At 71.1% G+C, this 15,437-nt stretch carries 14 protein-coding genes and 1 pseudogene; 7 read left to right on the forward strand and 8 right to left on the reverse strand.

Going from position 1 to position 15,437, the window contains the following annotated elements; genetic code table 11:
- The 3 genes and pseudogenes from nhaA to IE245_RS32055 form a co-directional block, all read left to right on the forward strand.
- Window positions 1-169: pseudogene (gene nhaA / locus IE245_RS32045) on the forward strand (Na+/H+ antiporter NhaA); the annotation flags it as partial.
- Between the two features lie 81 nt (window positions 170-250).
- Entirely contained in the window at window positions 251-682 is a 432-nt protein-coding gene (locus IE245_RS32050) for an NfeD family protein (protein WP_189954087.1), read from the forward strand.
- A 5-nt stretch (window positions 683-687) separates the two neighbouring features.
- Window positions 688-1,746 (forward strand): SPFH domain-containing protein, encoded by a 1,059-nt coding sequence (locus tag IE245_RS32055; protein WP_189954089.1) that lies wholly within the window; start codon window positions 688-690, stop codon window positions 1,744-1,746.
- Between the two features lie 291 nt (window positions 1,747-2,037).
- Here IE245_RS32055 and IE245_RS32060 read toward each other — a convergent pair whose 3' ends face one another.
- The 6 genes from IE245_RS32060 to IE245_RS32085 form a co-directional block, all read right to left on the reverse strand.
- The gene (locus IE245_RS32060; RefSeq protein WP_308436643.1) at window positions 2,038-3,003 is read right to left on the reverse strand and encodes an MASE1 domain-containing protein; all 966 of its coding nucleotides are present in this window, start codon (window positions 3,001-3,003) and stop codon (window positions 2,038-2,040) included.
- A gap of 171 nt (window positions 3,004-3,174) precedes the next feature.
- Entirely contained in the window at window positions 3,175-4,017 is an 843-nt protein-coding gene (locus IE245_RS32065; RefSeq protein WP_189954093.1) for a PP2C family protein-serine/threonine phosphatase, read from the reverse strand.
- A gap of 330 nt (window positions 4,018-4,347) precedes the next feature.
- Window positions 4,348-4,884: a Dps family protein gene (locus tag IE245_RS32070; RefSeq protein WP_189954094.1), complete on the reverse strand. Its 537-nt coding sequence runs from the start codon at window positions 4,882-4,884 to the stop codon at window positions 4,348-4,350.
- A gap of 371 nt (window positions 4,885-5,255) precedes the next feature.
- Window positions 5,256-6,287, reverse strand: a complete 1,032-nt coding sequence (locus IE245_RS32075; RefSeq protein ID WP_189954096.1) for an NAD(P)/FAD-dependent oxidoreductase — start codon at window positions 6,285-6,287, stop codon at window positions 5,256-5,258.
- Complete coding sequence (locus IE245_RS32080; RefSeq protein WP_189954098.1) at window positions 6,284-6,799, reverse strand: isoprenylcysteine carboxyl methyltransferase family protein; 516 nt, start codon at window positions 6,797-6,799, stop codon at window positions 6,284-6,286. Before IE245_RS32080 ends, IE245_RS32075 begins: the two co-directional genes overlap by 4 nt.
- A 9-nt stretch (window positions 6,800-6,808) precedes the next feature.
- On the reverse strand, window positions 6,809-7,945 hold the full coding sequence (locus tag IE245_RS32085; protein WP_189954100.1) for a type III polyketide synthase: 1,137 nt from the start codon (window positions 7,943-7,945) through the stop codon (window positions 6,809-6,811).
- Between the two features lie 46 nt (window positions 7,946-7,991).
- Here IE245_RS32085 and IE245_RS32090 point away from each other — a divergent pair, with 46 nt between their 5' ends.
- Complete coding sequence (locus IE245_RS32090) at window positions 7,992-8,852, forward strand: UbiA family prenyltransferase (RefSeq protein WP_229851775.1); 861 nt, start codon at window positions 7,992-7,994, stop codon at window positions 8,850-8,852.
- 64 nt (window positions 8,853-8,916) lie between these two features.
- Here IE245_RS32090 and IE245_RS32095 read toward each other — a convergent pair whose 3' ends face one another.
- A complete protein-coding gene (locus tag IE245_RS32095; protein WP_189954103.1) occupies window positions 8,917-9,246 on the reverse strand; it encodes a hypothetical protein in 330 nt (109 codons plus the stop codon).
- A gap of 1,452 nt (window positions 9,247-10,698) precedes the next feature.
- Between IE245_RS32095 and IE245_RS32100 the strand changes: the two genes are divergently transcribed.
- Complete coding sequence (locus tag IE245_RS32100; RefSeq protein ID WP_189954105.1) at window positions 10,699-11,754, forward strand: polysaccharide deacetylase family protein; 1,056 nt, start codon at window positions 10,699-10,701, stop codon at window positions 11,752-11,754.
- A 50-nt stretch (window positions 11,755-11,804) separates the two neighbouring features.
- Here IE245_RS32100 and IE245_RS32105 read toward each other — a convergent pair whose 3' ends face one another.
- Window positions 11,805-13,064 carry an FAD-binding protein gene (locus tag IE245_RS32105; RefSeq protein WP_189954106.1) on the reverse strand — a complete coding sequence of 420 codons (1,260 nt, stop codon included), beginning with the start codon at window positions 13,062-13,064 and terminating at the stop codon, window positions 11,805-11,807.
- 501 nt (window positions 13,065-13,565) lie between these two features.
- Between IE245_RS32105 and IE245_RS32110 the strand changes: the two genes are divergently transcribed.
- A complete protein-coding gene (locus IE245_RS32110) occupies window positions 13,566-14,354 on the forward strand; it encodes a phytanoyl-CoA dioxygenase family protein (RefSeq protein ID WP_229851778.1) in 789 nt (262 codons plus the stop codon).
- 179 nt (window positions 14,355-14,533) lie between these two features.
- Window positions 14,534-15,424, forward strand: a complete 891-nt coding sequence (locus IE245_RS32115; protein WP_189954178.1) for an aminoglycoside phosphotransferase family protein — start codon at window positions 14,534-14,536, stop codon at window positions 15,422-15,424.
- Window positions 15,425-15,437: the final 13 nt, after the last annotated feature.

The following is a 15,437-nucleotide window of genomic DNA, read 5'->3' on the forward strand; positions in this document are numbered from 1 at the left end:
CCTCGTCGGCTCCCTCACCGCCGCCGCCCTCGCCGCCCTCCTCCTGCGCCGCCGCAACCGCGTCTACAAGCGGCTGTGGGAAGAGGAGGAACGTGACGAGGACGCGGACGGCATACCCGACATCTACCAAGCCGGCGCCCGGACAGGCGGACCGGGTACCTCGGCGTAGTTTCGTTTCAAAAGGGGTAGAACGACTCAAAGACTGCCAAACCGCTAGGTCATGCGGAGCCGTCCACGTCCGGAGAACGCCATGGAACTCTGGCTGATCTGGTTGATCCTCGCGGGGTTGCTGGCGGTTGCGGAGATCTTCACCCTCACCGCCGCGCTCGGCATCCTGGGCGTGGCCGCCGCGGCCACGGCGGGAGCCGCTGCCCTGGGGCTCGCGCCGCCGCTCCAGCTGGTGGTCTTCACCGTTCTCGCGGCGGCGGGCCTGTTCCTCGTACGCCCCGTCGCCGTCCGTCATCCGGGCCGGCCCCCGGCCGAGAGGTTCGGTGTCGACGCGCTGGTGGGCCGGCCCGCCCGGGTCGTCTCGGAGGTCACCGGGGCGGGCGGCAGGATCCGGCTCGGCGGCGAGGAGTGGACGGCGCGCGCCTACGACGAAACGCTCGTGATCCCTCCGGGGGCGACCGTCGACGTCATGGAGATCGACGGCGCCACCGCCGTCGTCCATCCCCGGGAGTGAGAGCCATGGACGTGTCCGGACTGCTCGTCGCCGGTCTGATCCTCGCGGCGTTCGCCGTGTTCACCGTCGTGCGCGCGGTGCGCATCGTCCCGCAGGCCCGCGCCCGCAACGTCGAGCGCCTCGGCCGCTACCGGCGCACGCTGAGGCCGGGGCTCAACCTCGTCATCCCCTACATCGACCGCGTCTACCCGGTGATCGACCTGCGGGAGCAGGTGGTCTCCTTCCGGCCCCAGCCGGTGATCACCGAGGACAACCTGGTCGTCGAGATCGACACCGTGCTGTACTTCCAGGTCACCGACCCGCGCGCGGCCGCCTACGAGATCGCGGACTTCCTCCAGGGCGTCGAACAGCTCACCGTCACCACCCTGCGCAACGTCGTGGGCTCGATGGACCTGGAGAAGACCCTCACCTCGCGCGACACGATCAACAGCCAGCTGCGCGGGGTGCTCGACGACGCCACCGGCAAGTGGGGGCTGCGCGTCAACAGGGTGGAGATCAAGGCCATCGACCCTCCGCAGTCCATCAAGGACGCGATGGAGAAGCAGATGCGCGCCGAGCGGGACAAGCGGGCGGCGATCCTGGGGGCCGAGGGGCAGCGGCAGTCGCAGATCCTCACCGCGGAGGGGGACAAGCAGGCCGCCGTGCTCCGGGCGGAAGGCAACCGCACCGCCGAGATCCTCAAGGCCGAAGGGCAGTCCCGGGCCATCGACGAGGTCTTCCAGGCCGTGCACCGCAACGACCCCGACCCGCAGCTCCTCGCCTACCAGTACCTGCAGACGCTGCCCCAGCTCGCCCAGGGCGCGGGCAGCACCTTCTGGGTGATCCCCGGCGAGGTCACCGCCGCGCTCCAGGGGGTGTCCCGCGCCTTCAACGAGGTCCTGCCCCCGTCGCCGGCGACCCGGGAGACGTCCGCGGAGGACAGGGCCGCCACGGAAGCCGCCGACGACGCGGCCAAGGCCGCCGAAGCCGCGGCCGAAGCACTCGCGGACGCGGCCGAGGCCGACGCCGACACGCTCCCCTTCACCGCCGGCCGCCGGCCGTCGAAGGAGTCCGGCGAAGCCTGAAGGGCTGCCGACCTCCCCGGCCGAAACGGTCCCACCCGCGGTGATCGCCTTGCGGTGGTCCCTTCGGCGTTGCCGCCGGTGACCACCGCTCGTGTTCCCGCCCGGCCGGCCGAGAAGGCGTCGACGTGCGCCAGAAGCTCGCCGGCAGCAGGGCGACGGCGCCCGGCGCGACGTCGGCACCATCCGGCGGTCGCGTCGAGGCGCCGGCTCGGCAGGCCGGGACCGCTGATGCCCGGTGAACCCCGTCCAGCAGCACGAACGCCTTCGCCGACGCCGGTCCTCGTCGAGGGGTCACGGATCCTGGCGCCCGCCGGGCGGGGTCGCCCGGCTCCCGGCGGCGCCGGGAGGGCCCGGCGGGGGCTCGCCCGCCGCAAGGTGCTCCAGGACCTCCGCCAGCTCCTGGCAGGCGCGGCGCACCGACCGGCGGGTCGCACGCTGCTCGGTGATGACGGAGGCGAGAAGCAGGGCGGTCAGGGCTGCGGAACCGTTGAACGCCTGGAGCTTGACCATGATCTCGACGTCCGTCAGGTGGAGGAACGCGCCCCGCCCGGAGGTCGCCTCGAAGGTGGTGAGCACGGAGGCGAAGAGCGCGCACAGCATGCTTCCGGCGAGCTGGAAGCGGAGCGCCGCCCAGATCAGCAGGGGAAAGACGAGGAACAGCATGCTCATCGGGTTGAGCACGGCCATGGGCATGAGGACCAGGGTCGTCAGCCCCAGGAAGGCCGCCTCCTTCCAGCGCCGTACCCGGAACCGTCCGGCCGGTCCCGCGAGGACGAGCAGGAGCGGGGCGACGAGCAGCACCCCCATCGTGTCGCCCACCCACCAGGCCAGCCAGACGGGCCAGAACTCGCTCTCGTCCAGGGAGCCCTTCGCCACCTGCAGCCCGACCCCCGCCGTCGCGCTGATCAGCATGGCGCCGAACCCGCCGAGGAAGACCAGGGAGAGTCCGTCCCGCAGCCGCGCCATGTCGGGCCGGAAGTCGGCCTGTCTCAGCAGCAGGAAGGCGCAGAGCGGCGCGACGGTGTTGCTCACCACGGTGACCACCGTGGTGGGCCCCGGAGCGGTGAGGGAGGCGATGACGAGGAAGGAGCCGAGGGCGATCCCGGGCCAGACCCGCGCGCCGAACAGCAGCAGGGCGGCGACGGCGACGCCGGTGGGCGGCCAGATGGGGGTGACCACGGCGCCTTCGATGGCGAGGCGGCCCGTCAGGCCGAGTCGTCCGGCCGCGTAGTAGCAAACCGCCACGGCCAGCGACATCAGAGCCGTCTCCGTGGAGCGCCGGAACTGCCGAATATCCCACACGTCAGCCATCAGACACCGGCCGGGCCGCCATGACCGGGCAAGGACGCCTGCGTGTCGGGCGCCGCCGTACGGCACGGGCCCGGGCCGGCCCGGGGACCGACCCGCCCCGAGACGGGTCCTCTCCCTTCACTCCTCGGCCGCCGACCGGGCCGGACCGCCGTCATGCCCGACGACCAGGACGGCCGCGTCGTCCTCGTGCCCCACCGTGGCCGCCAGCTTCATGACGGCGGTGGCGAGCGCGTCGACGTCCAGCCCGGCGACGGCGGTGATCCCGGCGAGCCGCGTCACCCGGTCCAGGCCCTCGTCGACGTGGAGCGAGGGCCCCTCCACCACCCCGTCGGTCAGGAGGACGAAGACACCGTCGGCGGTGAGCCGGTGGCGCGTGGCCGGGTAGTCCACGCCGGGGAGCACACCGAGCGGAGGCCCGCCCTCGCTGTCGTCGATGCCGGAGCGGCCGTCGGCGGTGGCCCAGATGTGGGGGATGTGACCGGCCCGGGCGCACTCCAGGGTGCCGGCGGCGGGGTCGAGCCGCAGGAAGGTGCAGGTGGCGAAGAGGTCGGCGCCCAGAGAGATCAGCAGGTCGTTGGTGCGGCCGAGCAGCTCTCCCGGGTCTCCGGTGACGGAGGCCAGCGCGCGCAGTGCCACGCGGACCTGTCCCATGAAGGCGGCGGCCTCGATGTTGTGCCCCTGCACGTCACCGATGGACATGCCGATCCGCCCGCCGGGCAGGGGGAAGGCGTCGTACCAGTCACCGCCGACGTTGAGCCCGTGGTTGGCGGGCTCATAGCGGACGGCCAGCCGGGCGCCCGGAAAACGGGGCAGCTCCGAGGGCAGCATGCCACGCTGCAGGGCCACGGCGAGCTCGACACGGGAACGCTGCGTCTCGGCCAGCTCCCGCGCCTTGGCCGTCAGCGACCCGAGCCGGACCAGGAGGTCCTCGCTGTTGTCGGCCGGCCGTCTGCGGAACATCGATCACTCCGACGTCACGACAATCCTCGCGTCAGTCCGTCCCGTCTCCAGCACGCGGGCCCCGGGGAACCACCTCGGTACGAACAGGTCCTTCCCCACTCTGCCCGGAGGGGACGGCGTCCGCATCTCATCGGCGGAGAACGCCGCGGATCCCGGCGGGGCCACCCCGCACCGCCGGAAACGAACATCGGTCCGGCGAAATCGAAGGCGTCGCCCCGCCCCTGACCTCCGTCCGGACCGGGCAGGCCGACGCCGCGCGACTCGCCCGGCGAGGCCCGGCACGCCACCGCCGCCGTCGAAGAGGCGGCGGCCGTACGCGGCCTGTGCGGATCAGGGCTGGGTGCGGGCCTGGTCGGCCGCCTGGCCGGCGGCGGCCCTTTCCGTCGTGGCGTGGGCGGTGCTGAGCCGGCCTCCGCTGCTTTCCAGGTGCGCGCGGACGAACCACTGGAAGAGCTCCAGGCCGCGCAGCTGCTCGATGAGCATGTCCTGCGTGACCGGGTCGGAGGTTTCGGTGGCCTGCATGGCCGCGCGGTGACCCTTGATGAGCCCGGTGTAGACGAGGTCGAGGGCGCCCAGGTGCTCGATGGCTTCGGCGCGGCCGATGGAGTAGTCGTCCCAGGTCCGGTCGGCGACCAGAGCGCCCGGGGTGCCGTGCGGTTCACCGCCGAGGGTGGAGATCCGTTCGGCGAGGTCGTCGGTCATGGACCGGACCTGATCGACCTGCGGATCGATCATCTCGTGCACGGCGATGAAGTGCGGGCCGACCACGTTCCAGTGGACGTGCTTGAGCGTCAGGGCGAGATCGTTCAGCGCGTGCAAGCGCGTCTGGAGGAGGGTGATGATGCTTCCGCTGTCGTCTGCGGACATGCCCGGGACGGTGTACTGGGGAGCGGACTCAGAGGCCACGGCCGTGCCTTTCTTCTGCTGGCAAGGGAAGACGTCTCTTGGCAGGCAACCACCGGATCGCTCCCGCTGCCCGTTGGAGACCGCCGTACGGGCCCGTCCCGACCGGGAGCGGCGCGGCCCGCGCCGGCCCGCGGTGTCACCGCCAGCGCGACCGCGAGGACCGTGACACGCGGTGGAAGGCGGCCGGCTTCGCCGTCACCCGGGCCGCCCTGTGCGCCGCGAGCCTCTCCGGCACCGCCTCCTCCCCCCCGATGACGGCCGAGCGAGGCGGCCACCGGAGACGCCCCGTCCCGTCGGTGTCGCTCCGCGCGGCCGCACGCGGCGGCACGGCCTCACGCCAGGCCGTTCACGACAGCCGCGAAGACCCGCGGCAGGCGTTCGGCCGCGGGCACGACGAGCGGGGCGAGGGCCCGTCGCTGCCGCACCCGGACCAGAAGCTCCGTCAGGAGCCGGTGGTGGCGGGTCGCGCGGTTCCAGTCGCTTTCGTAGCGGTCCGGCGTGCCACGGCGCACGTTGTCGACCAGGGCCGCGGCGCCGGCGAGGGCCAGGGAGACGCCCTCACCGGTCAGCGCGTCGACGTATCCGGCGGCGTCGCCCACGAGCAGGACCCGCCCGTGGAGCCGGGAGCGTGCCTTCTGGCGCAGTGGGCCCGCGCCCCGCACCGCCGTGACGGCCGCTTCGGCGGGGAGACGGGCGGCCAGTGCGGGAAAGCGTTCCAGCTGGGCGCCGAAAGGGGCCCGCCGGTCCGTCAGCAGGGCGATCCCGACGAGATCCGGACCGAGCGGGGTGACGTACGCCTCGCCGTGCCGTCCGCAGTGCACCTCGACGTACGGGGACCACGGAGGCACGGCGTAATGACGCCGCAGCCCGTACCTGGGTCTGCGGCGGGACCCGGCGCACAGGCCGAGGGAGCGGCGCACCGGTGAGTGCAGACCGTCCGCGGCGACCAGCCACCGGGCCCGCAGACCGGCGCCGGGCAAGGACACGCCGGTGGCGTCCTGCCGTACTTCCCCGACCCGCAGGGGCAGCACGGGAACGCCCGCCGCGAGGACGGCCCCGTGGAGGGCCTCGTGCAGGCCGGTACGCCGTACGCCGAGGCCGGGACCGCGCCGGAACGCCGCCTGCACCTGACGGGACCCCTGCACGTAGCGGATGCCGGTGATCGGGTGGCCCGGGACCTCCAGGCCCAGTGCGGCGAGGGCTTGGACGGCGCCGGGCATCAGGCCCTCGCCGCACGCCTTGTCGACCGGTGCGCGGCGGGGCTCGGCCACGACGGCGTCGAAACCGGCACGCGCGGCGTACAGGGCCGTCGCCAGGCCGGCGGGACCGCCGCCGACGATGATCAGGTCGTGTGCGCGGCTCACGCGTGCACCGCCCGGGTGAGGGCCGCGTTCTCACAACGGAGCCGGACCGTGAGCAGCACCGCGTTGGCCGAGCTGAACACCGCGGCGGTCAGCCACGCCGAGTGGACCAGGGGCAGAGCGGCGACCTCCACCACGACGGCGACGTAGTTGGGGTGACGCACGAGGCGGTAGGGACCGGTGCCGAGGGGACGCGTGCCCGGAACGACGATGACGCGGGTGTTCCAGTACGGCCCGAGTGCGGTGACGCACCACCAGCGCAGCGCCTGGGACAGGAGGACCAGCGACAGCATCGGCCACCCCAGGGCGGGCAGGAACGGCCGGTGGGCCAGGACGGGTTCGAGGAGGCAGCAGACCAGCAGGGCCGTGTGCAGGACGACCATGACCGGGTAGTGGCCGCGGCCGTGCTCGACACCGGCGCGGGCGAGGGTCCAGGCCGCGTTGCGCCGGGCCACGATCAGTTCGACGACGCGTTCGGCGGCCACGCCGAGGACGAGGAGCGTGTACCAGAACATGACGACCCCTCACCAGCGCAGCAGGACGAACTCGGAGCAGAAACCGGGGCCCATCGCCATCAGCAGCCCCCAGGTGCCGGGCTCCGGCCGCCCGGGCCCGCGGTGGCTCTGCAGGACGTGCAGCACGGAGGCCGAGGACAGGTTCCCCACCGCCGCGAGCGAGCGCCGCGCGCTGTCGAGGGCTTCGACGGGCAGACCGAGGACGTCGGTCACGGCGGACAGCACCTTGGGGCCGCCCGGATGGCACACCCAGGTCCCGATGTCGCCGGTGGTCAGGCCGTGGTCGGCGAGGAAGGCCCGCAGGGGCCGCCCGAGGTGCTCCCGCACGATGCGGGGGATGCCCTCGTCGATCACCACGCGGAACCCGCCGGCTCCGATGTCCCAGCCCATGAGGTGCCCGGTCCCCGGGTAGAGGTGGCTGCGCGTGGCGACCACCGTCGGCCCGCTCCCCTCCTGTCCCGCGACGGCGCGGCCGCGCGCGACGAGCGCCGCCGCGCCGTCGCCGAACAGGGCGCCGGCGACGAGGTTGGCGCGGGAGTCGTCGTGCCGCTGGAGCGTCAGCGAGCACAGTTCGACGGTGAGCAGCACCGCCGTGTCGCCGGGGTGCCCGCGCAGGTAGTCGTGCAGCCGGGCGAGACCCGCGGCACCCGCCACGCACCCCAGGCCGAACACCGGAAGCCGTTTGACGTCGGGTCGCAACCCCAGGCGGCCGACCAGGCGGGCGTCGAGCGAAGGGGTGGCCACGCCGGTGACGGAGTTGCACACCAGCAGGTCGACATCGGCCGGTTCGAGCCCCGCTTCCCGCAGCGCGCCGGTGACGGCTTCCGCGCCCAGGTCGAGTCCGGCCGCGATCCAGGCGTCGTTGGAGCGCCCGAAGTCCCCGAGGCCGGCGTACCGGTCGATCGGCAGGGCCAGATGGCGCGCACGCACACCGGTGGACAGGTGCAGGCGGCGCAGCAGGCCGCGGTCGGCTCCCGGCGCCAGGCACAGGTCGCCGATCGGTTCGGTCAGGTCGTCCTGGGCGTAGCGGTGCGGTGGCAGCGCGGTGTGGACGGCGGCGATCGTGGTCGCCGCGGCGGGGGCGGCGGGCGGGCACGGAGCGGCGGCGGGGGAGGCGGCATCGTCGGTGATCACAGGGACACGCATGGCGGTGATGCCTACCTCGTTCCGGACGCCGCACTACCGTGCGCTTGTGTCTTTGCACCCGTCCGAGGTCCCTCCCCGTACGCCATCGCGCGTTCCGGTGCTGCTGCGCTCCTGCCACCTGGAGTCGGCGCTCGCCGTGACGGCGTTCGTGACCGCGCTGGCCGTGGCGGGGGGCCGGGGCGCGTCGGGAGCGGTCCTGGTGTTCGTGACGGTGCTGGCCGGTCAGCTCTCGGTCGGCTGGTGCAACGACGCGGCCGACGCGGGGCGCGACACGGTCTGCGGGCGTCCCGACAAGCCGGTGGCCACCGGCGAGCTCCCTTCCAGGACCGTGGCCGTCGCCGCCGGGGCGGCCCTGGCCCTGTGCGTGCCGCTGTCGCTGCTGAACGGGGCGGCGGCGGGAGCGGCGCACCTGGTGGGCGTGGCGGCGGGCTGGGCCTACAACCTGAGGTTCAAGCGCACGGTGCTCTCACCGCTGCCCTACGCCGTGGGCTTCGGCTCGCTGCCCGCCTTCGTGACCCTCGGCCCGCCCTCGCAGGCATGGCCCGCCTGGTGGGCCGTGACCGCGGGGGCGCTGCTGGGCGTGGGAGCGCACGTGATCAACGTCCTCCCGGACATCGAGGACGACCTCGCGACCGGTGTGCGCGGGCTGCCGCAGCGGCTGGGCCGTGCGGCGTGCCGGTGGTCGGCACCGTTCGTGATGCCGGCGGCCGTGGGGGTGGTCGTCGTGGGACCGCCCGGAGCGGTGACCGTCTCGGGCTGGATCCTGGCAGCGGCGGCCGGGTGCGTCGCGGTCCTGGGCACGGCGCTTCCGTCGGCGGCCGGGAGCCGATGGCCGTTCCGGGCGGCGCTCGTGGTGGCGGGCACGGCCGTGACACAGCTTCTGCTGAGAGGCGCCGACATGGCCTGACGGCCCGGTGCGCCCGCGGGATCGGCACGGTCCGGTGCGTCCGGGGGACGACGGACGCCGTCCGTCACCGCCGTCGTCCGAGAGCCCCGGCCGCCAGCGCCACCAGGCCCGCGCTCACCACCGTCGGAGCGCGGCCGACGAGGCGCTGGTCGTGCCGACGCCATCCGTCGTGGACGGCGCCCGGCAGGGGGCCGGGGGCGAACACGGTCCCGTCGTGGGGGCAGGGGAGGTGGCGCTGTGCCTTGTCGGTGTCGAGGGGACGCGCGGCGGCCTTCTGCGCGTCCTGCGGGCCGGAGGAGGCCGGCTCGATCCTCTTGCCGAGGACGCGGGCGTAGGCCGCGGCGGCCGGGGCGGCGCCGGCGACGACGGCCTTGGCGGGGGTGGAGGCGGCCACGCCCTGCTGGGCCGCGACGGACCCGTCGGCCTGATCACCGTCACCCGCGCCCTCCGTCCGCCATCGGGACCGACACGAAGGGAGCCGTCCGCACGTGTGCGTACCGCCATAGTGACGGTGATCACGGACACCCTCCGGAGGGCGCTGCGTAGGCTTGTGCCGTCGTCGCGGTGGGTGCCGGGGGAGCGCGAGCCCTCTCGCCAAGCGCCTGACGATCCCGCAGAGAAGAGAGTCAGCAAGTGGTCAGCACGAGGCCCGGAAAAAGCGGGGAACCCCGCCCGGACCGCGCCTCGCTGTAGGATGCGAAAACCGCCCTTGACCTGTGAAAACGCAGGCAGGGAGCCTATGTTCAGGAGCACCTCGATGATCCGTACCATGTTCAAGTCCAAGATCTAGCGTCTGAACATTTGCGCGGGTCAGACGGGTGGTGGCCGTGATCCGGTCAGCGACTGGTCAGCATCGGTCCAATTTGCTGCCGGCATTGCGCCATGGGCCCTGGCTAGGCCGGTTCGGTCCGGACACGACCTCCTCGCCAAACCGGCCGCGCAGGGCGGCCGACGGCGGTTCTGGACGCGGAAACGCTCACACTTGGGCTTGAAGAGCTCGTGCGCTGGGGCAATCTGCTGCGCAGCACGCACATGGTGTGACGAGCATTGCCGCGTTCGGGTCCATGACTTCAGCGACTCGCCAGGTACGGTCGGTGGGTCTTCTGACGAGCAGAAACGGTGATGTGGGGCGCGGCCGGGCCGGCGGAGGTCAGGTTGTCAGCCCTGCCCCAAGACGATCATTCTTGTCGCTCACCAGCGCCTTGCCCGAACTGTCAGCTGCGGTGAGCGTTTGGCGCAGCACGAACTGCTGAGCAGGGACGCTCACGCCAGCACGCCAAGTCAGCGGCCGCAGGCCGCCGTACCCCCTGCTCAGCAGCACCGACCTGACCGAGTCCGCTGCACGGCGCAGCCCTTCCCGCCGAGCGAAGCTCCTGGCTGACCATGGAACCCTGCTCGCGGTGTTGATCGAAGACAGGCCCGGGACGAGGCCTTGGCACGCTGCTGGACGCGGAAAGAGGCACTACTCAAGGGCATGGGGCACGAATCGCCGCCGACCTGCCACGCACGACGAGCGTGGGTATGGGCCGCAGCCGCTCCAGTCGCCCGGGCCGGACACCCGCAGACTGCTCATGTTCCGGCGGATTCGCCGTGGCCTACGCCCTGCGCGACAGGCGACTTCAATGGTCTGACGATTCGTCAGTGCGTCGGCAACTCCGGCCTTTGCAACTCGTTGAGGCATGCACGTGATTGGTTGCCGCAGCGGGGGACGGTGTGTCAAGATCGCGGCCGAATCTGCGGCGGTCCTGCGGCGATCCCGCAAGGCCCAAGGTGGCTGGCTGGACTCATTCAGACGGGGCCGTCTCGCAGCTCCTTGGCGGCTGACCGCCAGAAAGGACGAGATCGGATGCTGTACTCCGGAGTTTCTTGGGGCGCCATCGGTTACGAGGTCGAGGTACTGGATCGCGAGGGAAACCAAGCGTGGGCACCCATCCGCTTCAGCGTCGGCGAGACGGACGCGATGATCACCTATCTGCGAGAGCTCGGCAGGCAGGCGGTCCACGTGGTGGACAGCACGAACGGCCTACTCGACGGCCGCATGATGGCGGCCGGGCTCGCCGTGTACCGAGCCGATCCTCACGTACTGCCCGAGCGCCCGCTCTTCGGCTCGGTCGAGGCCGCCCACCTGGCCCGGGCGGCGCAGCGGGACCTGTCCGCCCTTACCCTTCTGGAACGCGACCGGGGAACGCAGACCGGCCGTGAGGACGACCTCGAAGCCGGCATCGCAGCGAGCACCCCGGCCATCGACGCCCTTACCGGGGTGGGCCGTTGTCTGGAAGCCGGCACGCGCGACCGGCTGGAAGTGGCACTCACCTTCGACGACGGCCCGAACCCGCCCTACACCGGGCAGATCATGGACACGCTCGAGCGGTACGGCATACCGGCGACGTTCTTCTGCATAGGCCTGAATGCCGGTGGCCAGACCGAGGAGATCGCACGGATGCGGGATCAGGGACACGGGCTGGGCAATCACACCTGGTCGCATCCCTTCCTCCCGGAGCTCTCCCGCAAGCAGCTGGAAGAGCAGATCACCCGCACCGGCGACACCATCGCGCAGGCCAGCGGGGGGGCTGCGCCCACGCTGTTCCGGCCGCCGTACGGATCACGGACTCCAGACGTGACGCGTTGGCTCGGAGATCTGGACTCGACGATCGTGTTGTGGGACGTGGACCCGTCCGATTGGTCGATGCCCGGCGCGGGCGTCATCGCCCGTACGGTGCTGGAGCAGACCCGTCCCGGATCCATCATTCTCCTCCACGACGGCGGTGGCGACCGCTCGCAAACCGTCGCCGCGCTGCCGATGATCATCGAGGGTCTGCTGGCGCGTGACTACAGCTTCGTTCTCGTGGATGATCTGGTCACTCCCACCGGCAGGACGGTGCGCGCGGGCAACAGGATGTGACGGCCCGCGGCGGGTGCCGCCGCCCTCCGGGGGGGGCACCCGCATGTGGCTCATCGGGGCGGGAACAGGGCGTCCACATAGGAGTTGGCGAACTTCCGGGCGGGGTCGCACTCGGCCATCAGCCGGGCGAAGTGGCCGGCGCGGTCGTAACGTCCGATGACCTGCGCGGGGTCGGCAGCGGTCAGCTTCCCCCAGTGCGGGCGGGCCCCAAGCGGCATCAGGGCCTCCTCGACTGCCGCCATGGCCGGACGTATCTCCGTCTCGGAGTCGATCCAGGTGAAGTGAAAGGTGATGCTGTCCTGCCCGTACGCGGGGCTGAGCCACAGGTCGTCCCCGCGAACGCTGCGCACCTCCGAAATGTGGATGACCGGCGCGATCACCGAACCGATGTGGCCGAGTGCCTCGAAGGCCGCCCGAGCTGCCGCACGCGGTACGAAGTACTCGGACTGCAGCTCCTCCCCCGCGCCCGGAATGAACTCCGCCTTGAAATGGGGCAGCCGCTCGTGCCACCACCCGGCGACTCCGAGCTGTTCGGTGCAGTAGTCAGTGGGCATGCCGGGGCAGGGGTGAACCGGCTCTGCCGCCTCCCGGCCGCCCGCCCAGGAGGAGATGGGACGGTCGGTGCGACCCTTGAGATACACATGACACTCGCCGCCGAGCCAGTCCGTGAACAGGCTGACGCTGTAGGCCGCGCCGAACACATCGTCCAGACGTTCGGCGGCCTCGTCGAGTCCCACTCCGATCCGCACCCGCTGGGTCATCTTGTACGCGGGTTCAATCGCCAGGGTGAGTGCCGTCACGACCCCGAGTGCACCGAGCGATACGACCGAACCTGCGAAGCACTCCCCGTCGGCGTCCCGCCGCACCTCGAAGACGTCGCCTTCCGGGCCAACGAACTCCATCGCCTGGACCGTGGCGGCGAGGCTCCGAAGGGTGTCACCGGAGCCGTGAGTGCCGGTGGCGACGGAGCCGGCGACGGAGATGTGAGGCAGTGAGGCCATGTTGGGCAGGGCGAAACCTGCCTGGTGCAGCTCCTCGACCATGTGGGCGTACTTCATCCCGGCCGCGACCGTGATCGTTCCGGCCGCAGGGTCCAGCTCCATGCGACGCGGCAGACCATCCAGCCGTACCAACTCGCCGGTCGTGTCCGCGACCTGACTGAAGGAGTGTCCGCTGCCCAGCGCCCGGATCTGCCGACTGCCGGCCACCAGGCGGCGGAGTTCGTCGACGGAGTGCGGACGGTGGATGCGTGAGGTGCCGAAGGTGACGTTGCCCGCCCAGTTCGTCGTGGGAATGGGTGCAGTCGGCATGGTTGCTCCGATCACTGGTACGTAGCCTGCTGGGGAGATTCGAACAGCGGTTTTGAGACAAAACAAGATTGCCTGAGCTGGCGGTCGTTGGCTCCGCAGGTCGCCGCACGGTCCGCCGACCCGTGTGGTGCGGCCGGAATGACATCCTCCGAATTCGTTTGAGCGATGGACTGTGACGCCTCACGAGGTCCGATATGCGACCCATCCTGTCCGAAAATCGGACGCCTGCCCCGTGCCGGTACGGGAGGCATCCGTACGCTTTGCCGCCGAAAATCCACCTTGATCCATCTGTCTTGTCGGAACCGTGCGCCAATTGAACACCGCCTCCTCGCGAGCGAGTTAGCCCCGGTCAGGGCTCTGGTGAAACTTGATCGACAACGGCTGAGAAGCCTTGCCAGACTCTGAAACGTTGTGTCAGAGTCTGGCGATCCCAAGACGTACGAAGCGGAGTGAGTACTCTTGACGTCCATATCCTCCTCCACACTCGGAATCCAACGGGAGTTGTCCGCCGCGCAGCTGGTGTTGCCCGAGAGTGACCTGCGCAACTTCGCGGAGCTTGGATTCCTGGTATTTCCGAGTTTCCTCCCCGATGACCTCGTCAGCCAGCTCAGGCTGGAGACGGACAAGTGGGTTGACGCGGGGCTGCGTGCACAGTCCATCGCGTGCGCCGTCGATCCGGAGGCCAATGGGGTGCCGGACCTGCTGGAGTTCGAGATGGACGCTCACGGCGAACTCCTCGCGTATCCGCCGTTGATGGACGTTTTGGCCCAGTTGATGGGGCCGTCCTTTGTGTTCCATCACATGCACAGTGATCGGCAGGCGCCCGATCTGCCCGGCAAGGCCTGGCATCACGACTACGAGCAGAGTCCACAGGGTGAGCGGAAGTTCGCGATGGTCCACGCCCTCCACTACCTCGACGGGCTCGACAAGGAGACCTCCGCCCTTGCCGTTCTGCCCGGATCGCACAGGGAGGTGGCCGAAAAGCTGAGCCGGGCACACCTGGCGGAGAACGTCCTGCCGGGCGAGGTGGCCTTCGGTGAACTGCCGCCCGGATCCACGGTCTTGCTGCACTCGGCGCTGTTCCACACCCGCCGCGCACGGCCCGACGGTGTGGGTAAGAACCGCTACTTCCTTGATGTCTCGTACTGCCAGACGGGCACCCACTGGCCGCCGGTCAAGCCCTACTGGCGGCACATGCTCCGGCGTGGCCGGGAGCTCGGGCTTGGCGGCGACAAGTGGGCTGAACTGTTCTCCGAGGAGCACTTCTTGGAGTACCGGCCATCGTCCTGACGTGCCACTTCACCTGTTGATTTTCGATCACGGCCGCCGGTAGCGTGCCTGACCAAGCGCTTGTGAAAGCCGAGGGTGCCACTCACCTCCGGCCACGGAGAGTCTGCGTTCCATGAACAACGCGGCAAGTCCCACGGGCACGCTCCACACAAAGGGGGATCGCCTTGTCCACTACGAAGATGCACGCCGACGAGCTCGACATCGACGAGCCGCTTGTCGGACGGCTGATCACAGCTCAGTTCCCGCAGTGGGCTCATCTCCCCGTCTCCAAGGTGGCCTCCGCCGGCACCGACAACGCCATGTACCGGCTGGGTGACGACATGGTCGTCCGGCTGCCGCGCATTCCGGGGGCGGCCCGTCAGGTCGACAAGGAGCAGCGCTGGCTGCCCCACCTGGGCCCGCACCTGCCGATCGCCGTTCCGGTGCCTCTCGGCCTGGGCGTACCGGGTGAGGGCTTCGATCTGCCCTGGTCCGTGTACGGGTGGCTCGAGGGAAACAACCTCTTCGACGAGCCCGTCACCGAACTCGCCGACGCGGCCGTGGAGCTGGGCCGCTTCGTCGCCGTGCTGCGCAAGGTCGACGCCACCGGCGGGCCGACCTCTTTCCGCGGCGGCCCGGTCGCCACCCGTGACACCGATGTCCGTGCGGCGATCCGGGACTTGGGTGCCGACGGCACCGTGGACGCGGACGCGGCCACCGAGGCCTGGGAGTCGGCCCTGCGGCTCCCGCAGTGGCAGGGTGACCCGGTCTGGATCCACAGCGACCTGCTTCCGGGGAACATGCTGGCCAGCAAGGGCCGGCTGACCGCCGTCATCGACTTCGGCGGGCTCGGTGTGGGTGACCCCGCCGTCGACGTGATGGTCGCCTGGAACCTGTTCACGGCCGAGACGCGGGGACTCTTCCGCGAGGCCGCCGAGGTGGACGACGACACCTGGGCCAGGGGACGCGGCTGGGCCCTGGCCTTCGGGCTCATGGCCGAGCACTACTACCGCGTCAAGAACCCGGTACTCGCGAGTGTCGGGCGACGTTCGATGTACGAGGCCCTGGCCGACTTCCACGGCACGTCCTGATGTCTGCGCACAG

Origin of the sequence: Streptomyces roseolus (genome assembly GCF_014649855.1) — a bacterium.
Taxonomy (GTDB): Bacteria; Actinomycetota; Actinomycetes; order Streptomycetales; family Streptomycetaceae; genus Streptomyces; species Streptomyces roseolus.